The sequence below is a fragment of the bacterium genome (assembly GCA_013360215.1).
Taxonomy (GTDB): domain Bacteria; phylum CLD3; class CLD3; order SB21; family SB21; genus JABWCP01.
Map to the genome: position 1 here is coordinate 207,546 of JABWCP010000004.1, position 21,648 is coordinate 229,193.

18 protein-coding genes are annotated in these 21,648 nt (G+C 43.5%); 14 read left to right on the top strand and 4 right to left on the bottom strand.

All coding sequences use genetic code 11. From position 1 onward, the window contains the following. Positions 1-13 precede the first annotated feature (13 nt). The 13 genes from HUU58_04300 to HUU58_04360 all read left to right on the top strand — a co-directional run bounded on the left by HUU58_04300 (position 14) and on the right by HUU58_04360 (position 16,027). Positions 14-532 carry a VOC family protein gene (locus tag HUU58_04300; protein ID NUN44882.1) on the top strand — a complete coding sequence of 173 codons (519 nt, stop codon included), beginning with the start codon at positions 14-16 and terminating at the stop codon, positions 530-532. A 73-nt stretch (positions 533-605) separates the two neighbouring features. After that, positions 606-2,219: a molybdopterin-dependent oxidoreductase gene (locus HUU58_04305; GenBank protein ID NUN44883.1), complete on the top strand. Its 1,614-nt coding sequence runs from the start codon at positions 606-608 to the stop codon at positions 2,217-2,219. A gap of 28 nt (positions 2,220-2,247) precedes the next feature. Beyond that, on the top strand, positions 2,248-3,270 hold the full coding sequence (nuoH, locus tag HUU58_04310) for an NADH-quinone oxidoreductase subunit NuoH (protein ID NUN44884.1): 1,023 nt from the start codon (positions 2,248-2,250) through the stop codon (positions 3,268-3,270). A 37-nt stretch (positions 3,271-3,307) separates the two neighbouring features. Beyond that, positions 3,308-3,919, top strand: coding sequence for an NADH-quinone oxidoreductase subunit I (locus tag HUU58_04315; protein ID NUN44885.1), 612 nt, complete (start codon positions 3,308-3,310; stop codon positions 3,917-3,919). A gap of 64 nt (positions 3,920-3,983) precedes the next feature. Continuing rightward, entirely contained in the window at positions 3,984-4,517 is a 534-nt protein-coding gene (locus tag HUU58_04320) for an NADH-quinone oxidoreductase subunit J (protein NUN44886.1), read from the top strand. Positions 4,518-4,531: 14 nt separating this feature from the next. Further along, complete coding sequence (nuoK, locus tag HUU58_04325; GenBank protein NUN44887.1) at positions 4,532-4,834, top strand: NADH-quinone oxidoreductase subunit NuoK; 303 nt, start codon at positions 4,532-4,534, stop codon at positions 4,832-4,834. A gap of 45 nt (positions 4,835-4,879) precedes the next feature. Beyond that, positions 4,880-6,892 (top strand): NADH-quinone oxidoreductase subunit L, encoded by a 2,013-nt coding sequence (gene nuoL / locus HUU58_04330; GenBank protein ID NUN44888.1) that lies wholly within the window; start codon positions 4,880-4,882, stop codon positions 6,890-6,892. Positions 6,893-6,936: 44 nt separating this feature from the next. Further along, positions 6,937-8,523 (top strand): NADH-quinone oxidoreductase subunit M, encoded by a 1,587-nt coding sequence (locus HUU58_04335; GenBank protein NUN44889.1) that lies wholly within the window; start codon positions 6,937-6,939, stop codon positions 8,521-8,523. Between the two features lie 150 nt (positions 8,524-8,673). Next, positions 8,674-12,024 (top strand): AAA family ATPase, encoded by a 3,351-nt coding sequence (locus HUU58_04340; GenBank protein ID NUN44890.1) that lies wholly within the window; start codon positions 8,674-8,676, stop codon positions 12,022-12,024. 25 nt (positions 12,025-12,049) lie between these two features. Continuing rightward, positions 12,050-13,516: an NADH-quinone oxidoreductase subunit N gene (locus HUU58_04345; GenBank protein NUN44891.1), complete on the top strand. Its 1,467-nt coding sequence runs from the start codon at positions 12,050-12,052 to the stop codon at positions 13,514-13,516. 74 nt (positions 13,517-13,590) lie between these two features. Then, positions 13,591-14,601 (top strand): D-alanine--D-alanine ligase, encoded by a 1,011-nt coding sequence (locus tag HUU58_04350; GenBank protein NUN44892.1) that lies wholly within the window; start codon positions 13,591-13,593, stop codon positions 14,599-14,601. Between the two features lie 19 nt (positions 14,602-14,620). Continuing rightward, positions 14,621-15,403 (top strand): enoyl-CoA hydratase/isomerase family protein, encoded by a 783-nt coding sequence (locus tag HUU58_04355; protein ID NUN44893.1) that lies wholly within the window; start codon positions 14,621-14,623, stop codon positions 15,401-15,403. A 69-nt stretch (positions 15,404-15,472) separates the two neighbouring features. Beyond that, a complete protein-coding gene (locus HUU58_04360; protein NUN44894.1) occupies positions 15,473-16,027 on the top strand; it encodes a DUF3592 domain-containing protein in 555 nt (184 codons plus the stop codon). A 3-nt stretch (positions 16,028-16,030) separates the two neighbouring features. On the opposite strand, the gene HUU58_04365 is transcribed toward HUU58_04360, so the two are convergent. The 4 genes from HUU58_04365 to HUU58_04380 form a co-directional block, all read right to left on the bottom strand. After that, complete coding sequence (locus HUU58_04365) at positions 16,031-16,498, bottom strand: thioredoxin family protein (GenBank protein NUN44895.1); 468 nt, start codon at positions 16,496-16,498, stop codon at positions 16,031-16,033. A 65-nt stretch (positions 16,499-16,563) separates the two neighbouring features. Further along, positions 16,564-19,440, bottom strand: coding sequence for a hypothetical protein (locus HUU58_04370; GenBank protein ID NUN44896.1), 2,877 nt, complete (start codon positions 19,438-19,440; stop codon positions 16,564-16,566). A gap of 33 nt (positions 19,441-19,473) precedes the next feature. Beyond that, positions 19,474-20,124: a hemolysin III family protein gene (locus HUU58_04375; GenBank protein NUN44897.1), complete on the bottom strand. Its 651-nt coding sequence runs from the start codon at positions 20,122-20,124 to the stop codon at positions 19,474-19,476. Between the two features lie 6 nt (positions 20,125-20,130). Continuing rightward, positions 20,131-20,862 (bottom strand): SDR family NAD(P)-dependent oxidoreductase, encoded by a 732-nt coding sequence (locus HUU58_04380; protein ID NUN44898.1) that lies wholly within the window; start codon positions 20,860-20,862, stop codon positions 20,131-20,133. A gap of 146 nt (positions 20,863-21,008) precedes the next feature. Here HUU58_04380 and HUU58_04385 point away from each other — a divergent pair, with 146 nt between their 5' ends. Then, a complete protein-coding gene (locus tag HUU58_04385; GenBank protein NUN44899.1) occupies positions 21,009-21,626 on the top strand; it encodes a Spy/CpxP family protein refolding chaperone in 618 nt (205 codons plus the stop codon). The last annotated feature ends 22 nt before the right edge of the window (positions 21,627-21,648 follow it).

Below are 21,648 nucleotides of genomic sequence, written 5' to 3' on the forward strand. Positions count from 1 at the left end.
TGCGAATAAAGCCATGGCAAAAGCGAAGAAAAAGGTTGTCAAAAAAGCCGCTAAAAAAGTAGCCCGTAAAAAGGTGAAAGCCTTAAAAAAAACGGTGAAAAAACCGACGGAAAAAATCCCGGCCAAGGGATTGAGTCCGTATCTTTGTTTTAACGGCAACTGCCGTGAAGCAATGGAATTTTATCGTGACAGTATCGGCGGCAAAATACTTTCGCTTCAAACTTTTGGGGACGCTCCGATGGACAGTACACCGGAGCAAAAAAATCTCGTGATGCATTCGGAGTTTAAGGCCGACGCCGTGTATTTTATGGCCTCGGATGCGATGCCGGGACAACCCGTAACAAACGGTTCCAATGTGACACTTAGCATCAATTTTACAAAACTGGCCGAACAAGAAGCGGTGTTTAGCAAGTTATCTGCGGGTGGTACGATCATCATGCCGCTTCAGGAAACATTTTGGGGTGCTAAGTTTGGTATGTTTACCGATAAATTCGGTATTCAGTGGATGCTCAACTGCCAATTGAAAAAATGAATTTTTGTAAACGCCTTGGTTTGGATCGGTCCAAACGCGGCGAAGAATTTTGCGATATTAAAGGAAACAGATAATGGCGCTGGTCAAAATTGACGGACAGGAATTGGAAATGCAGCGTGGGGAAACCATCCTCAACGCCGCGAAACGCATAGGCATAGAGATTCCTTATTATTGTTATCATCCCGGCATGAAAATCGTAGCAAGTTGCCGTATGTGTTTGGTGGATATGGTCGGCGCTCCGAAACTTGTACCGGGTTGTTCTACTACCGTTGGCGAGCTACCGCCCGGAAAAAAAATTGAAGATAAATACGATGCAGTAATTTTTACTGAAAACGAAAAAGTCACTACTGCGCGCCGGGCTGTTCTGGAGTTCTTATTGCTCAATCACCCGATCGATTGTCCGATCTGTGACAAAGCCGGTGAATGCAAGTTGCAGGATTATACGTATGAACATGGAAATCACGAATCGCGATTTGCTGAAATCAAACGTATTCCGCAAAGAAAAGATCTCGGTCCTTCGATTTATCTCTATACGTCCCGTTGTATCATGTGTACACGCTGCGTACGTTTTACCGAAGAAATTTCAGGAACAGAAGAATTAAAAGTCAATCATCGCGGTGCTCGCGCTGAAATCGAAGTAAATCCCGGCAAGCCGTTGAATAATAAAATGATGGGCAATGTCGTAGATCTTTGCCCGGTCGGATGTTTGATTGACAAAAACGAAAAATTTGAAGGACGTGTGTGGAATTTTGTTCACACCGAAAGCGTCTGCCCCGGTTGCAGCAAAGGTTGCAATACCACACTGGATACCATGAAACGCCAAAAGCTCAATCTTGAAGAACTGGTGGACAAAGTTTACCGTGTGCGCCCGCGCGAAAATATGGCCGTCAATCAATGGTGGATTTGCGATGATGGCCGTTATCATCTGAATGCTCAGGAAAAATTGACGCGTATATTGGTACCCCATACACGCAAAGACAACAAGCTGAGTGAAACAAATTGGACGGCCGCTATGGCGCTGGTTACTGAAAAAATCAAATCGGCAGGTTCCGGATCGGTGGCTTTCATTGCGAGCCCGTATGCTTCCAATGAAGAAAATTATGTGTTCGGTAAATTAGCCAAATCATTTGGCGCTTCGTTGGATGTCAGCAAGCCCTTATACGGCGATACACAAACATTTAAGACGGACAAAAATAAATATCCCTTTACGATCGAATCGGAAAAAGCTCCGAACTACCGTGGTGCAAAAGAAGTTCTTGGTTTGGGCGACTCAAAAATGGAACAAACCATTGCAGGTAAAAAGGTAGTAGTTCTTTTGGGCAGCCATAATATAGAGCTGAAAACCAAGCCGGAAACATTGATCGTGATTAGCCATTTCGAAGACGCCGTTACCAATCAGGCGGACGTTGTATTACCCGGGACTATTTTTACGGAAACCAGCGGAACGTTTACAAACAAAGACGGCTTGGTTCAGAAATTTAATAAAGCCATTCAACCCGCCGGTGAAAGCCGCCCTGTGTGGCAGATCGTTTTGGATATAGCTTCGGCTCTGGAACACGGATTGTATTACGAATCCGTTGCAGACATTACCAAAGAGATTAAAGAAACTGTTTCGTCGTATAGCAGCTTGGATATGGATAAACTTTATCCACAGTTAGCATATACGAACGAACAAATGGTATTATAGAATTTTCATTTATAACGAGTATTTGACTATGGATGCGTTTTTACCTTTTGTACCGTACTTAGTGATCGGATTGATGCTGGCGATCTATCTTGCGATAGTGCCGATCATGTTGATCGTCGAACGCCGTGTCAGCGCATGGGTACAGTATCGTGTCGGCCCTAATCGTGTCGGTCCGCTGGGTCTTTTTCAGCCGATCGCCGATGCGCTGAAGATGATGTCCAAAGAAGATATCATACCTTTGCATGTCAATAAATGGCTGTATGTAGCAGCACCCGCATTGATGGTTTTTCCTGCGTTTTTTGTCGTTGGCGTGATTCCTTGGGGTTTTATCACTGTCGGCGGGCGTGAAATCTGGATTCAGATCGGACAAACCAACATCGGTGTACTTTATGTGTTGGCGGTTTCTTCGTTGAGTGTTTACGCGATTACATTTGGTGCATGGGCATCCAATAATAAATACTCGCTGTTCGGCGGTATGCGTTCGGCCGCACAGATGATCAGCTACGAATTACCGATGGGTATGGCGATCATGAGTATGGTGCTGGTTGTCGGTTCGCTTAAGATCGAAGATATTGTCAATTTTCAGATTCAAAACCACATGTGGGGTATCGTATTTCAACCCCTTGCAGCATTGTTATTTATTGCGACCGCTTTTGCAGAAACCAATCGTACGCCCTTCGATTTGACGGAAGCGGAGGCAGAGCTTGTTGCCGGATATCACACGGAATATTCTTCGATGAAATTCGGTCTTTTTTATCTTGGCGAATATTGCAATATGCTTACAAACTCGATTATGATCACATGCCTCTTTTTAGGCGGTTGGCATATTCCTTTTGTAAATGACATGGGGTTTTCTCCGCTCACACGCGATCTGATCAATCTTGGCGGTTTTGCGTTTAAAGTGCTTTTCCTGATGTTTTTCTATGTGTGGGTACGCTGGACGCTTCCGCGCTTCCGTTATGATCAGTTGATGAATCTCGGTTGGAAAAAAATGATTCCTTTGGCGCTGGCTAATATTTTGATTACGGCTATTTGGCTGGCTTTCGTATAACGCTATAGAAAAGGTATAACGCAAGGTTTATAACAATATGGCTGTGAATGTAAAAAATGTTTCTGAACCCCGCGGTAAGAGTTGGCTGGACAATACGTATGTAATACCGATCTTAAAAGGGTTGGGTATTACATTTAAGCATCTCTTCAAAAAACGCGATGTTCTCAGTTATCCCGAGGATAAAAAAGTTCTTCCTCCGAATTATCGCGGTCTGCACATGTTGACGCGGGACGAAAACGGTCGCGAAAAATGTGTAGCATGCGAAATGTGCTCTACGGCATGCCCCGCCGATTGTATTCGTATCGTAGCGAACGACAGCGGTGATGCGTGGAAAGACGGGCACGAAAATCGCGAAAAACATCCTAAAGTTTTCGAAATTGACGAATTGCGTTGTATTTATTGCGGTATGTGCGTTGAAGCTTGTCCCGAAGATGCGATTGATATGACGGATATGCATAATCTTGCAGATTACACGCGCGCGGATTTCATTTACAATAAGGAACGTCTTTTGGGCGTATATGATGAATACATCAAGCGTCACCCGGATCGTGCGCAACGGCGCGATGGTTTGCATAAACAAATGAAAAATTCGAGTTATTTTACCGTGAAAGACGTCAAACACTCTGACGAACACGGATCGGTTCACTAAAAAGATGACGGGATACTGCGGCTGATATATATCATCCGAGGATCAGAATAAAGTTAGAGGTACTATGGAAAATATGTTGCAATATGTGATGGTAAATCCGGTGTTTTATATTTTTGCTGCGATTGCTGTCCTATGCGCTATCATGATGCTGACGATGGAAAACCCCGTTTATAGTGCGATTTTTATGGTGGGGGTGTTCTTCTGTATTGCCGTGTTATACATTACACTGGAAGCCGAATTTATAGCCGCAATTCAAGTATTGGTATATACCGGCGCGATAATGGTTCTATTCCTTTTTGTGATCATGTTGCTCAATTTGGGTCGTGATGCACATCTGACGGAATACGCCGGACCTATGAAGTATATCTCGATCATGCTGGCTTTTGCGATACTGGTACAAATCGGTCTTGCAACGAAAGTTACGTACAATCTCGGCGATCGCGGAATTTATCCGATCGAAAAAATACGTGAGGCCGGAAACGTCGAAGTCATCGGCTCGGTACTGATGTCGCAGTATTTATATCCTTTCGAAATCGCTTCGATACTTCTTCTTTTGGGTATGGTCGGCGCGATTATTATTTCCAAACGCAAACAATAAGTGCTGGAGCAAATATGGTTCCCCTCTCTCATTATTTGATAGTAACAGCGATATTATTTTCGCTTGGCGTTGTTGGCGTACTGACACGCCGCAACGCGATCATCGTATTTATGTGTATCGAGCTTATGCTCAATTCCGTGAATCTGACAATGGTAGCCTTTGCACGGTATTTGGATTCGATGGACGGACAAATCGCAGTTTTTTTGGTTATGACGGTTGCTGCAGCAGAAGTAGCTGTAGGTCTGGCATTGATCGTAGCGATCTATCGTAAGAAAGACACGATCAATGTGGATGAAATGCATATGATGCAAGGTTAGTAGCGTCCGACCGGTGGACGGAAATTTTATGGAGATGGTTGTTATATGGAAATGATTATTCTAATGATTCCCCTGATCCCGCTGGCCGGCGCGGTGTTCAATGTGTTTTTTGGCCGCATGATCGAAGGGCAGGGAAGTCATCACACCGAAGGTCATGAGGAAGGCCACGCGCATCATCATGCCAAACCCTGGGCCGGATATCTTGCTTCCGGATTGGTTTTTATTTCATTTTTATTGTCGTTGTATGTTTTTATCCAAGTGTTGGGTGGTCAAAAGTACAACATTGATTACTTGGATTGGATTATTGTTGATACCTTGCGCATCACGTTTGGTTTTTTGATTGATCCTTTGACCGGCGTAATGCTTTTGATTGTGACCGGTATCGGTTTCTTGATCCATGTCTATTCGTTAGGATATATGGAACACGATCCGGATCGTCCTCGGTTTTTTACTTACCTCAATCTGTTTATCTTTTCCATGCTCATGCTGGTCATGGGAAATAACCTTGCCGTTATGTTTTTCGGCTGGGAAGCCGTAGGTTTGTGCTCCTACCTTCTTATCGGGTATTATTATAAAAAGAAAAGCGCCGGAGATGCCGGAAAAAAAGCGTTTATCGTCAACCGTATCGGCGATTTCGGATTTGGATTGGGTATATTTTTGGTGTTTGCTACGTTTGGAACGATTCATTTTGAAACGCTTTTTGACGCCATACACAAAGTTGATCCCTATGCGCTCGGCACGACGATGACGGCCATAGGTATGCTTCTGTTTGTAGGCGCGATGGGCAAATCGGCGCAGATACCTCTTTATGTTTGGCTTCCGGACGCGATGGAAGGCCCAACACCGGTTTCAGCTTTGATTCACGCCGCGACGATGGTTACTGCCGGTGTATTCATGGTAGCGCGTTGCAGTCCGATATTTTCATTTGACATCGGCCCGGCGGGATACATTATGGGCATGTCGGCGGGCGACTTAGTGACGTATGTCGGTGCGGCAACCGCATTGTTTGCAGCGACCATCGGTTTTACACAAACGGATATTAAAAAAGTTTTGGCGTATTCTACGGTTTCTCAGCTTGGATATATGTTTATCGGTGTCGGTGTCGGCGCTTATGCGGCCGGTGTTTTCCATCTTTTGACACACGCTTTTTTCAAAGCGCTGATGTTCCTTGGTTCGGGTAGTGTCATTCATGTGATGGAACACGCATATCACAAAGCCGGAATCCATGAAGATCCTCAGGATATTCGTAAGATGGGCGGGCTTTTCTCCAAAGCTAAAATAACCGCCATTACATTTCTCATCGGATGGGTAGCTATCTGTGGATTACCGCCTTTTTCCGGATTTTTTAGTAAAGACGAAATTTTAGCTTCCGCTTATCATAAAGGATACAACGGCGTTTTCTGGTTTGGTGTGCTCGGTGCGATGATGACGGCATTTTACATGTCACGATTAGTATTCCTCACATTTTTTGGAGAAAGCCGGACTCCGGAAGCTGCAAAAGAACATTTGCATGAATCTACTTCGACAATGACCGTGCCGCTTATGATTTTAGCTGTGTTTGCTGCAATTGCCGGTTTCATCGGTATTCCTCCGGTTCTAGGTGGTCATAATTGGCTTGCGCATTTTCTTGAACCGTCGGTCGGTGCTCATGCGGCGCCGGTTGGGCATCACGGCTTCAATGATATGACGCTGATGGTCATATCGGTATTGGCAGGTGTCATCGGTATCGGTATAGCGTGGGTGATTTATATGGCTAAGAAAGTCAGCGCTGAAAAAATTGCCACAGACTACCAACCGGTATACAAAACGCTGCTCAATAAATATTACATAGATGAATTCTACGATAAATTTATTGTGGAACCCACAAAATGGGTATCGGAAAAAGTATTTCTGCGCTTGGTTGATAACAAATTGATTGATGGGTTGATATATCTTATAGCTATTACGCTGGATTTATTTGGACGCATCCTTCGATTATTCCAAACCGGTTATGTTCAGACGTATGCATTTTTTATTTCGCTGGGTGTGGCGCTGATTATTTACTATATCATGCGCTAGAGGTAATTCTGAAAAAAGTTCGTTGATTTGATAGAGGCTTTTCCATGGAAAATTATAATTCGCTTGCGCTTTCGCTTCTGATTTTTATGCCGTTGGTCGGTGTCGTCGTTATTTCTTTCATAGACCGACGCAACGAGAACTTGATCAAAGCAACAACGTTTGCGTTTTCTGCGCTCGTGTTTGTTTTGTCCATACCGATCTACATGAATTACGACTTCAGCAATCCGGAAATGCAGTTTACGTATAAAGCAAAATGGATTGTTGATTGGGGTGCCTACTATACTTTGGGCGTGGACGGTCTTTCGATGCTTTTGATCATGCTGACGACTTTTATGATGCCTTTGGCTGTGGTTGCTTCATGGAAAAGCATTCACTTTCACGTTAAAGGTTTCATGATTTCGTTGCTCTTGCTGGATGCCGGGATGGTGGGTGTTTTTTGTGCGCGGGATATGCTTTTGTTTTACGTGTTCTGGGAAGCCATGCTGGTGCCGATGTATCTCATCATCGGTATTTGGGGGCACGATCATCGTATCAAAGCCGCTGTGACGTTCTTCATATATACTATGGCCGGCAGCTTGTTCATGCTCGTCGCGATTATTTATATGTATTTCCAAACCGGTGCGGTAGTGGATAATGGAACCGTGCTCTCCATGCACTCGTTTGCCGTTGATGATTTTGCAAAACTACAGTTACCATACGAGACTCAATATTGGCTATTCCTTGCGTTTGCACTCGCCTTCGCAGTTAAAGTTCCGATGTTTCCTTTTCATACATGGTTGCCCTTGGCCCACGTCGAAGCGCCGACGGCAGGTTCGGTGGATCTGGCTGCGATCTTGTTAAAGATGGGGCCCTACGGTTTTATGCGTTTCTGCATTCCATTTTTTCCTGAAGTCGCCAACGATTTTACGCCCGTGATTATGGTGGTAGCGATCATCGGTATTATTTATGGCGCACTTGTCGCTATGGTACAAACCGACGCCAAAAAATTGGTTGCGTATTCATCCGTAAGCCACCTTGGTTTTGTTATGCTCGGTATTTTTGCGTTTACGATTCAAGGTTGGCAGGGTGCAATGATGATTATGATCGGGCACGGTATATCAACCAGCGCGCTCTTTCTCATGATCGGTATGTTATACGATCGCCGTCACACACGCGAAATTGCGAAATTTGGCGGTTTGTGGAAAGTCATGCCGGCCTTTTCAGTTATTTTTATGATTGTTTGTTTTTCATCGTTGGGTCTTCCCGGAACTAACGGGTTTATCGGTGAATTCCTTGTTTTGATCGGAACATTTATTTCGTCCATAGGTCATGCCCGTCTCTATGCGACGCTGGCTATGTTGGGCGTGATTTTGGGTGCTGTTTATCTTCTTTGGATGTACCAACGCGTCTGCTTTGGTGAGATCGTTCATGAGGAAAATAAAAAACTTCCCGATCTTTCAGTACGTGAATATGCACTTGTCACACCGTTTCTTATTCTGATTTTCCTGTTGGGATTCTATCCAAAAATTCTGACAGAAAAAACGGAAGCAACCATGCACAAGTATCTGAATAATCAGAAAACGGCTGTCGAGCAGGCCAAAACCAAAAAGAATAGCGGCCCGATGATGACCAATCAGCCGATACCGTACTAATATCTTTTGCATGCGGCTTTGTGCGAATGATAAACAACTGACGATAGCGCATGAAGCAGTGATTTCGACCAATTATGAAAAGGTTCGCGCATGCTGCGAACCTTTTTTGTATAGAACTTTGAACAACTAGAAACTCAGTATTAATTTCCAATGCAATCTTCACTAACCACATTGTGCCCCAATTGCGGTAAAGAATTGACGGCGGATACGCAACCGGCCGCATGCCCGCATTGTCGTTACTTGTTTAGTGTGGATTTGAAAAGTTTTATCGTACCGGAAGATCACGGGCTGTGTGTCAAAGAAATTCGCACCGGCATCGAAAAAGAACGTTTTGAAGAAGTCGGGCTTCTTATTCATCATCTTATACACCGCAATTTTTTGGATGATAAAGCACTGCGTATGATCGGTATGGAACTGCATGCGACGCATAAGGATGCACTAGCGCTTGCGTGCTGCGAACGTGCCGTACAAATCAATCCGCAAGATGCGTGGAATCATCACGCCCTGTCGGAAACATGTCAGCAGATCGGTATGCTTGAGGCGGCATTCAAACATGCCCAAGAAGCTGTTCGGTTGGATCCTATGGAGTCACGCCATCATGCGCGGATCGCCGAAGTATATGACAAACAAAATCAATCTACGCTCAGCGCTCGCTCTTATCTTATGGCGATGGCTCTCAGCGGTGCGTATATCAAAAACTTTGATCAATTGATTGATGATGCGATAGATCTTGTTATGGTGGAGTCAACCTACGAAGAGCTTCGCAAACAACATCCGGAAGTACGGATAATCCACTTCGCGATGGGCAATCTGTATCTCGGAAAGATGAATTACGAAAAAGCGGAAACCGCGTTTCAGCAAGTCGTTTCATCGCAGCCTTCCAATGTTTCCGCATTAAACCGTCTTGCGGAGGTTTATCAAAAGCAAAATAAACCCGAACAAGCGCTTGAAATGTACAAACGCAGCCTCGCATCGGAAGAATCCAATTTAGACACGTTGCGTAATCTCGGAAAACTGTATAAAGAAAAAAGCAATTGGGCAGAAGCGCTGAAATATTTTGAACGCATTCTTAAGATTAATAATAAAGACAGTAATGCGGCGTATGAAACCAAAGAAATGTATCGCAAGCTCAATAACCCTCAAAAAGCTATTGAGGTAATGAAAGAGTACCAGCGCACGGATGTGTCGTACTATAATTGGGCGATGCATCATATTTTTGAAATTCTCTACTATGATCTGAAAGACGATAAACAACTCATCGAACTCGTCGAAAAAACGTATCCTAATAAAATCACCGATTCGTTTGTTTACGATTATTATGGATATAGTTTGATGAATACGGGGCGATTGGATGAAGCCGTAAAAGCGTTTGAACGCTTTGTCGAACTTGAGCCTAAAAATGCACGAGTCATGCGCGAATTGGGACGTGTGTTTTGTGATTTGCAACGCTACCAGGAAGCCATAGAGGTTCTTAAAAAATCATTTGCCATCGAAAATAAGAATTCGTACGGCTATTATTACCTCGCCTTGGCTTATCACAAGTTAGGTAAGGATGATCTGGCCCGAAAAACATTGAACGAAGGCAAACAGTTTGATCCAACGTATAAATGGTTTGATGAACTTCTGACAGAGATGGATCCCAATTATACGCCGACGGCTATCCCGGAAAATGTAACCGAAACACCGGTTACCACCGGTACGGGCGTTTTGGGTGAAACAGTGGCGCCGGCGCTTCCGAATTTTTTACGCGATCTGACGCAATTGGCCAAAGAAGGGAAGATCGAAAACATTTTTGGCCGCACGCATGAGTTGATGGAACTGATCGAAGTTTTGTGCCGTCGGAATAAAGCTAATCCGTTGATCGTAGGCGCACCGGGCGTCGGTAAAACGGTTTTGGTGAATGGTCTTGCTCACTTACTGGCGCAAAAAAAAGTTCCCGATATTTTGCAAGATTACCGTTTGCTCGAACTGGAAGTTTTTGCTGTTGTGGCGGGTACACGATATGTCGGAACGCTTGAGCAGAAATTTATGCAACTGGCTCAATATTGCCGGCAGAACAAAGTAATTATTTTTATCGATGAGCTGCACACATTGATGGGTGCCGGTTCCTATAGTTCGCATGAAACAGGTGGGTTGGATGAAATGTTCAAACCGCTGATGACGCAACCGGAATTCAAATTGATCGGTGCGACGACGGACGAAGAATATCAGAAAAACATAGCTAAAAGCGGAGCTTTTGATCGTCGTTTTACACGTATTACGGTATTTGAACCTATGCGTGATGAGACGATGAATATACTCGGATCTTTGCGCGGAAAAATCGAACCGTTTTATCATGTGCAAGTCAGTGATCGTATGCTCCGTACGACGTACGATATGGCCGAAAAATATATCAAAAACCGTTACTTTCCGGATAAGGCCTGTGACTTACTTGAGCGCGCTTCGATCAAAGCAAGTCTGTCGCGTTCGGGCGCCGAAGGTGAAATAAAAGAAGTTACCGAAGAGCACATCGTACAAGCGGTTTCTCAAGTAACACGCATTCCCGAAAGTAATATTCAAATTGACGCCATGATGGGCATGCTGTCGCTCGAAGATCGTTTGCGCATGCGGGTGATAGGGCAAGAGGAAGCGATCCAAAAAGTCGCTGAAGTCGTACGCATGACCAAAAGCGGTCTTGATGTAAATCCGGAACGACCGGACGGTGTTTTTCTTTTTGTAGGCCCGACCGGCGTAGGAAAAACCGAATTGGCTAAAGCATTGGCCGAAGCGTTAGAAGGCAGCGATAAAAGACTTGTTCGCATTGATATGTCGGAGTATAATGATCAGTATGCCTTATCCAAACTGATCGGAACGGCACCCGGTTTTGTAGGGTATGAAGACGAAGGGCGGTTAACTAAAGCTGTGCGCGAAGATCCTTCGGCGGTAATACTTTTGGACGAAATCGAAAAAGCGCACCCAAAAATTTATGAAGCGTTTTTGCAGGTTTTTGATGACGGTCGTATGACGGATGGTAAAGGAAATGTGATTTCGTTTTCTCATACGACGATGATTATGACATCCAATCTCGGTGCCGAACATATTTATGGAAAAGAGAAACTTGGTTTTTCGGGTGGAACAGAAGATGTTCACAAGCAAATTTCGCAAGGTATCACAGAATCCATGCGAAAGCATTTTTCACCTGAATTTTTGAATCGAATTGACGAAATTATAGTGTTTAGGCCATTGGATGATGAAGCGCTTATACAAATCGCGCAGCAGAAGTTGGATGGAATAGTCAAACGTTTTGCCGACCGTGATATTCGCATCCATATCGAACAAGATGTTGCGGCGCTGTGCGTGCGAGACATCGACAGCAAACGGGAAGGCGCGCGCGGAATAAATCGTCAATTGGAAGACATGATATCCAGACCGCTGTCGCGTGTCATGATTCAAAACCCGAATTGTAAAGCTTATAACATCAAACGCAGTGAAAACGAAATACTCGTTTTGCGCGGCGCATAAAATATAAAAACCTTACGGAGGATTTGTGGAAATAGTCATTCCGGATACGAATATAACAGCGATCATGCCGCAGGTGATCCTGACCATCGGCGCATGCGTAACATTATTGATGGGTGTTTTTACACCCCATCTGAGAAAATGGGCGGGTTATGTCGCGTTTGCGACATGTGTGATCGCATTTCTTGATGTGATGACGATGTGGGATACTAAAATGGTAGCGTTTAGCGGTATGATAACGCTAAACTATTACACGCATGCTTTCAGTATCGTCATACTCGCGAGCGCTGCGCTAGTTTGCCTCGTGACATACGACGACGTGAGTGAACATAAAGTAGGCGAATTCTTTTCGGTGTTGCTGATGTCAACGACGGGCATGCTGATCATGGTGGCAAGTATGAACCTGATGGTGATTTTCCTCGGGCTTGAGATCATGTCCATAGGTTTATATATCCTTATCAGTATTAACCGGTCTAAAATTCGTTCGCTGGAAGCCGGTATGAAGTATTTTTTACTTGGCGCTTTTGCATCCGGTTTTTTTCTTTATGGTATTGCATTGACCTACGGAGCAACGGGGAGTTTTGACCTTGCACGAATAGCTAACTATCTTTCAATGAATAATTTGCTCGGCGATCCTCTGGCGTTGGCGGGCACTTCGCTATTAATTATTGGTTTCGGTTTTAAGGTTGCGTTAGTTCCATTTCACATGTGGTCGCCCGATGTATATCAAGGTTCGCCCGCTCCGGTAACAGCATTCATCGCGAGTGGTCCCAAAGTAGCCGCATTTGCAGCTTTTGCGCGTGTATTCATTGACACCTTCAATACGTTAGCGATCGAATGGTCTGAAGTGCTTTTTTGGATCTGTGTGATCAGCATGATCGGCGGAAACCTGATGGCATTGGTACAACGCGATATCAAACGTATGCTTGCATTTTCGAGTATTTCACATGCCGGATATATCATCATGGCTATACTCGCCGGACCGAAGTTAATGGATAGTAATCCTAACCTAGCGATGGATTCGATACTCTACTACGTCATGGTTTATTCGCTGATGAATATATGTGCGTTTACAATCATTCACGTTTTTGAAACGCGTGAAGGTCGAAACCTTAAGGTAGATGATTTTGCCGGGTTTGGATTTCGCTATCCCCTGTTAAGCGTTGCGATGTCTATTGCAATGTTATCTATGGCCGGATTCCCTCTTACCGGCGGATTTATAGGAAAGTTAAGAGTGTTCTCGGCAGCTGTGGATGCAGGTTATGTGGCCCTGACGATCGTCGCTGTTATCACTTCTACGATTTCGGTATATTATTATCTCGGTGTTATGGTCAAAATGTATTTTACGGATGCGGAAAACCCGCTTGAAGATATTTATCTTTCCAAGTCCACACGCACAGCGCTCGCACTAAGCAGCGCCGGGCTTGTATTGCTTGGCGTGATACCGACGGTGATCGCTGACGTGGTACGTACTGTGTTTCAAGCTTTTGTTTAAATAAAAAATATGATATGCCATTCAATAGTTCTCATCCAAGCGATGAGAACTATTTTTTTTAACGACTCAAAACGATGAAAATTGCGGTATTATATGGAGGTAATTCCAGCGAACGTAATGTTTCGCTGAATTCCGGTCTTGCGGTGATTTCCGCACTTCATAAAATGAGTCATGACGTACTAACGGTAGATCCGGCATTTGGCGGGTGTATAAAGGAGTACGAAATTAAAGCCGTAGGAGAATTGCCGCCGACCGAAGAGGAATTGCGCGATTTACCGGGAAGTAAAAATCCACATACGATTGTCGAAGCATTAAATTTTATCAGCGAAAAAAAAGTTGATGTCGTTTTTAATGCGCTCCATGGCGGTATCGGAGAAAATGGCGCCTTGCAGGCCATGATGGATGTTTATGGTTTGACATATACCGGCTCCGGTTCAGCGGCAAGCGCGATAGCCATGAATAAAACGCTCACCAAGCGTATTGCTGAAACGGAAAGGGTGCCTTCGGCTGCATATGTATTTTTGCCGCGAAATACCGATCAAAATCAAATAGATGAAATTGTACGATCAAAAGTTTCCGGTAAAATAGTAGTCAAACCCAATGACGACGGATCTTCGGTAGGCCTCAGTATCGTAAATCCCGGTGAATCATTGCAGGAAGCTTTTCGGAAAGCTGCGGCCATTGGCGATGTTTTATTTGAAAGTTTTATTGACGGTAGAGAATTGACGGTCGCAGTTCTTGGTGATCAGACATTGCCAGTCGTAGAGATCAAGCCCGAGGGTGGTGTGTATGATTATAAACACAAATACACAAAAGGTCTTACCCAGTATTTTTGCCCGGCGGAAATAGATCCGGTTATTTCAAAAAAGGCGCAAGAATTTGCAATAAAAGCATTCCGATCCGTCGGATGCAAAGGTTATGCACGGGTAGATTTTAGAATGAATCAATCCAGTGAACTTTTTTGTTTAGAAATAAACACTTTGCCCGGAATGACCGCCACGAGCCTTGTACCCAAAGCGGCGAAAGCGGGGGGGATGGAATTTGAGGAATTAGTAGAAAAAATTATTCAATTAGCATTACCATAAATTCACTCGGAGTTGAGCCATGTCTTACAAAAACATTTTATTCGAAGTAAAAAACAAGATTGCTTATCTGACAATTAACAGGCCGGATAAACTAAATGCATTGAATACGGAAACATTCATGGAAATCATGGATGCGATGAAAAAAGCTAATGAGGATGCCTCCGTAAGCGGCGTCATCGTTACGGGTAGCGGAGAAAAAGCGTTTGTTGCCGGCGCGGATATTTCTGAACTTGCCGTACAAACACCGGTAACGGCCAAAGAATTTGCCCTCCGAAGCGAAGTGGTTCTTTGTTACATCGAACGGATGCACAAACCGGTTATAGCCGCGATCAACGGTTTTGCGCTAGGCGGCGGATGTGAGTTTGCGATGGCATGCCACATGCGCATCGCTTCCGAAAATGCAAAGTTTGGGCAGCCGGAAGTGAATCTCGGTCTTATCGCCGGTAATGGCGGTACGCAACGTTTACCGCGCCTTGTCGGCAAAGGGCGTGCGATCGAAATTCTTTGTACAGGCGATATGATTTCAGCTGAAGATGCATTCCGGATGGGCTTGGCAAATCGTATAGTCAAAAAAGAAGAACTGATACCGACGTGCGAAAAAATCCTGCAAACGATCGCTTCAAAAGCACCGGTAGCCGTGAAACTCACGCTCGAAGCCGTTCAAAGCGGAATGGAAATGACATTGGCTGAAGGTCTTAATTTTGAGGCCAATTTATTCGGACTTGTATTCAGCAGCGATGATATGAAGGAAGGAACCAAGGCGTTTTTGGAAAAACGAAAAGCCAATTTTCAGGGTAAATAAACAACACATTAAATATGTTAAAACTGCCGCAGTTGCACATAAATTGCGGCAGTTTTTGTTAGGTGGACGATGAATTTACTAATAACAGTATCGTTTTGTCTGATGTTATCAGCTCTTCTGTATTTTATTACCGGCCGTAAGTTGGAATTAAAAAATAGAAAAATATGGCTTGGCAGTATGACCGTCGTTCTCCTGTTGGCAACAAGTGTTATGTTTTTTGCGCAAAAGGAATTGGATAACTATCAGGCGTATCGGGCGTGGTTGCCGACGCCTGCGCGTGTTATTTCTGCGCAAGTTGTAGGGAAAAGGGCTTTCAGACCGGAAATTATTTATACATATACGGTAAACGGTTTTTCGGTAACTGATACGACCGATATGGAAGTTCCCGGATTTGGGAGCAAATCTAACCGGTTTAACGTAGCAAGAAATGAAGTAGCTTCCGTGAGAGAAGATTCGACGTTTGTTGTTTATTATAATCCGGCAAATGTGGTTGAACACCTTTCACATATACGTCCTCCCCATACGATCTATATAATGTATTCAACCGGAGGATGCTTTTTTATAGCAGGAAGCTATATTTTTCTTGTCGGATTATTTCAAACTAAAAAAAATAAACTGGATTAAGCATCATTTGGCTTTCAAAAAATCTTCGTAACTGACAGTGTAATATTTTTTTTCGGCCATATATTTTAAAATATTCAAAAAATCATCGGATTGAATATATCCCGGTACCATCGTGATCATTTTCCCGTTGGATTCGAAAAATGCTGTAGCCGGGTAGCCCGTTACCTGCATACTTTGCGCAAAAGCCGCCGCCGGATATTGTTCTCCTTCGTAGCTCACCGGTCCGTCCGTTTCAGGGTTCATTCGTATCAGCACAAAATTTTCGCGTAGGTATTTTACAACACGCGGATCGGAATAGGTATCCTGATCCATTTTTTTACACCATCCGCACCAATCCGTATAAACATCAATCAATATAGCTTTGTTTTCTTTAGCCGCTAAAGCAAGACCTTGATCAAATTTATGCCAAACCAAATCATTTGTGTTAGAATTCACAGCCAAAATTAAATGAAGCCAAACTATATAACTCATAAATCCTCTTTAAATGATTCTTAGATTAGAACGAAATGATCGATAATGTATTCCTGTTAATAAAACTAAAATTGTCCCGTGAGCGTAATTACAATTTGAGGCTGAGCATGTTTGTTGTCGTCGGTGTTCTTTTTATCAAAGGCATATGCATAGCGATAACCGACGCTAAACTCGACGGGTAAGGTAAAAAAATGCATATTGGCATATCCTCCCGCTCCGGCAGACCGATATTTGGTTTTGACGTTGGGTCCGGAATAATCTTGCCCGATTCCGTAGTCACCAAAAACATCAGCATAAATCCGTTTGATATAAAACATGGCTAAAAAATCCGTATCGGGATACATAAGCGGAACAGTATAAGTCGCCCCCAATTTCTTAATAGCATCGTGGTAAATGTACGAATAACTGCGCGGAAAAATCATCCAGCTTGCGTATCTGTAGTTGGCTCCGGTTTTCTGTCTTTCAAATTGACCTTGCATCCATCCACTGTGGCGTTTTAGTAAACCCGGGAAAAACAGATCACCTTGGGCAAAAAATTGACTCCCGTTATAATGATCTTTAAAAGGTGATTTGCTATACGTTATCCAAATGCGCTGACCCCACTGTGGATAGACATAAGCTGCCGGTTGTGTTGCGTTATAATAGAAGCCCGAAAAAAAGATACTTCGCATAACGCCATTGTTTTGATCAAATGCGAAAGAGATTTTTTGGTCGGAAATTTTTGTATATGAAAAACCGGTTGATGCTGAAAAATAACGTTGCCATCCTTGGCTCGAAAAATTGAGTGGTAATCGCAATGCTGCGCTTAAGCTTTTTTCATTCCATCCGTACCACTTCAGTTTTTCAGTTTTTTTACCGTCTTTGATAGTAGTAACGGTATATGTAGATGAACGCGAACCGAGTCTAGCGGTAATATCCGCAATCGGATAAAAACCACCGTACGACGCGCCCACTTCACCGCCGGATGTTTTTTCATTGCGATCATAATTGTAGGATGCCGATAAACGCGTCGTGGACATGATGTTTTGGGAAAATACGGACAAGCCATATTGTCTGGGATTCAGTGTAGGCGACCATGAATGTATGTTGATCAGATCGGATAGGGAGTTGTAGCTTTTAACGGCGAAGGTACCCGGTGTTATGCTATCAAAACGGATGGGTCCAAGTTCTTGTTTGAGCAAGGGTTCATAATAACCGTCATTTTTACGGGACAGGATATCTATGCTTGTCCAGCGATTGGTATCCAAAAGTAAAGAACAAGCAATGTAGCCGTCTACATTATATTCATCGAATAATAATTTATTACCGCCGGAAACAAACGGATTGAAAGCGCCTAACGAGCTGTGCGTGATTTGTTTCCATGTGCGATCGTTTTTATGTATGGCAAAAATATTATCGACACCGTCAAAGTGAGCATTCAAAAGTATCCAGTCGTTCCAAATGACAGGATTAGTATAGTTCATCGTATGTTGAGGGGGCAGCACATCGGTTGTGGTGCTATTTTCGACATCCATAAGAGTAACGCCTTTCCCATCGTGCAAGGTTTGACGTACATAAACTATATGCTTGTTATCGGAAGACCAGGACGGGTTAATAATCATATCGTTATTAGGATTGGAAAGTTTTTTTATAATGCTACCGGTTTGTGTATCAAACAATATCATTGAAGACTGATTACTGCGGCTGTGTTCCACAGCGGCAAATTTTTGACCGTCCGCTGACATCGCAACATAGGTGAGTCGTGTGTTAGTTAAAAGAGTTTGAGTTTTTCGAGTAGTGGCGTCCCAGGCGACAACACGACTGCCATTTTTAAGTCCCCATCGCAGATCCCAATCAGGGTCAACCCAAATAACTTTGTTTTGTGATGCGCTGAAATTACCAGACCATGTTGATCGCGTGATATGAGAAATTGTTCCATCCGTCGTTTTTATTTTTATACCGGGGGCTTCACCGAGATTGTAATCAAAAAAAACTAGAGAGCCGTCCGTCAAAGCTTTTGGATTGTTTGGGAACGGATTCATAAATCCATTGTCGTGGCGAACTTCGATCGTTGTCAGGTCTGATTTGTAAGAAGGTTCCTGAGTTGACCACAAATCTTTGAGTTCTTGTGACATGTTTTCAAATGTATTCGGCGCACCGTTCCCTGTTTTGGCTTTCATAGCCCAGGAAAAAGTATAAAAAAACGGAAAATTGGAATTGCGGCGAAGAATATCAGACCACATATCGGATCCGTGGTGACGCTTGACGTACGAAGTCATATAATAGCCCATTTCGTAAGCGCCGCCGAAATAGTTTTTGTAGGAACCCATAAGCATCTGATAATAATTTTGCTGTGGACCGCGTAATAACATAGTTCGCATCGGCATATTAAACGAAGGAAGGCGTCCGCGACCGCTTTGTGTTAGTGCCGTTTCCGTTCCTGTCGCATCACCTTCCCAATACCATGACGGTACGCTCAAAAAACTTGCGGCCAAAGTTCCTGTTTCGCCGAATAAACCATACATCAAAGCTATGAGACCCCGATTCATTTTATCAAATTGAACGACATGCCGAAATTCATGAACCGAAAGAAGATTATACCAATCATTGGTTCCGGTAAAAGCGGTTTGAGGAGGCGTGTTGTACCATTCGCTTCGTCGAGGTGCAAGCGTCACAAATCCGTTTGAAATAATATTTTGATTGTGAAGAATAACGGTAATTCTATGCGGCTTCTTCTTTAATGAATGGGAAACCGGTTCATATAAATACTCAAGTGTTGTGGCTACACGTTGTGCATCTTGGGTTATTTCTTCAGGAAAAACAACGCGGAAGTGTTTCGTTTCAATTTCTTTCCATGCAATGCCGGGCGGATTTTGTTCGGTTCCCAAAGGTAAAATTTGTGCCGATAGATGCGAGCACAAAAAAAAAGCAACGACATGACAGATGAGATAACGCGTTTTCATAGTACGAATAGATTATAATTGAAACAGGGGAGCTTAGGGTATAACATATAAAAGTACAGCAAAAAAATGTAAAATACTCCCGCCTAAAACAAACAAATGCCAAACCGCATGGTGATAAATCATGCGGTGCATGACATAAAATACTACGCCCACGGTATAAGTAAGCCCTCCGGCCAGTATGAGTATCAGACCGCCCAAGGGAATATTTTCCATCATCGGTTTTATTGCAACCAGTGCGACCCAACCCATGACGATGTATAATGTTGTCGAAAGTTTGGGAAATCTTCCTGTGTGAAACACTTTAAACCACACACCGGCTATGGCTGCGCCCCATACAACACCAAACAGTGTCCATCCCCAAGCGCCACGAAGACTCACGAGTAAAAAAGGGGTATATGTACCGGCGATCAATAAATAAATCGCCGAGTGATCCATGATGCGAAAAATTCGTTTTACTTTGGGTTGTGGGAAACTATGATACAGTGTCGAAGCTGAATACAGAAGAACCAATGTTGTTCCGAAAATTGCCGAAGATACGACATGCCATGCATCGCCGCGTAATGCGGAAAAAGCGACAAGCAAAGTCAAACCGGCGATACTAAGAATGGCACCGATACCATGTGTGATAGCATGAGCTAATTCTTCACCAAAAGAATATTCAGGTTGATCGGTTATAGGTTTCATAGGCGTTTATAATTTTCCGGTTACACGCAAAACAGACCCTGTTAGTGCGTTAGATTTTTCAGAGACTAAAAAAGATATCACTTCGGCTATAGATTGAGGTTTTACCCACGTACTAAAATCTGCATCCGGCATAGACTGACGATTGGTCGGTGTATCTATAATGCCGGGTACGACGGCGTTGACCTGAATATTATTCCCTTTGTTCTCTTCAGCCATAGTTTCCGTCATATTGATAAGAGCGGCTTTGGCCGCGCCATAAGGTCCGGCCATCGTATTACCTCTTATACCGGCGAGCGCGCCGATGTTAATTATTTTACCACAACGTTGAGGAATCATTACTTTGAGAGCTTCCCGCGAACATAAAAAAGCCGTTTTGAGGTTAAGATCGATCGTTGCGTCCCATGTTTTGGCTTCAACTTCATGTAACATAGACCACGGATAAATGCCGCCGACAAGGTTGACTAAAGCCAATAACGAATTGTTATTTTGTGATACGGATTGGAATAATTGAGTGACTTCCTCCTCGCTGGTCAAGTTAGTTGAGTAAAATGTCCAAGTTTCTTTTCCGGAAACATATTTGAAAAAGTCGGTTTTTTTAAAATTTTCATTTGAAACGCCGCCCGCGCCGACGCCTACTACGTGATAACCTTCTTCAAGAAGGCATCCACTTAGCGCTTGCCCTAAGTGACCCAATGCGCCCGTAACTAGACACAATTTATTTTGATTAGCAGAATTCATTATAGATAAACTCAATATTAAAACTGACAAATCCAATAAGTAATTTTACGAACCACCATCCCAATTAAACGACAGTACGGTATTAAACCAATTTTAACGGCATCCGTCCAATACGTGTATTTAAAACAAAATTAAGGAGTTTATTTATGAAAAAGATGATTTTCAGTTTGCTGATGATGGGGGCGATAGCTACAACCCAACATATCAATGCACAAGAGGCAAGACCGTTGCCGGATCTAGGGACCGGCGAAGAAGTTGATATTTTCTTTTTTGAAGATGGAGAAGGTTTTATGGCCGATGCACCGATGATGCTTGATATGCCCATGATGAATGTCATTATGGAAGACGAGACGGGTCTCGAAGCAGAGTTTCCACCTATGGGTATGGGTGACGGTGCGGCCGAAAAAATAGATTTATCCAAAGATCAAAAAGATAAAATCCGAAAAATCAGAGGCGAAACAAAAAAACAAAATATCACGTTGCGCGGAAATCTTGAGCTGAAACAAATCGAGTTGCGTGAACTTTTGGACGCTGAAAATCCGTCAAAAGAACAGATTGCAGCTAAAGTAAAAGAAATAGAAAGCTTAAAAACGCAAATGAAAATGAATCATATCAATGCACGGTTGGATTGCCGCAATATTTTGACAAAAGAACAACGTGAAAAAATGGATCAAATGCGTTCCGAAAGACGCGATCGCTGGCACGAAAAGCGTGGGCACAAAGCAATGAAATTCAAACGCTTTTTCCATGGCGGTATGGAATAAAAATAACCGCCCTCTCTTCTGG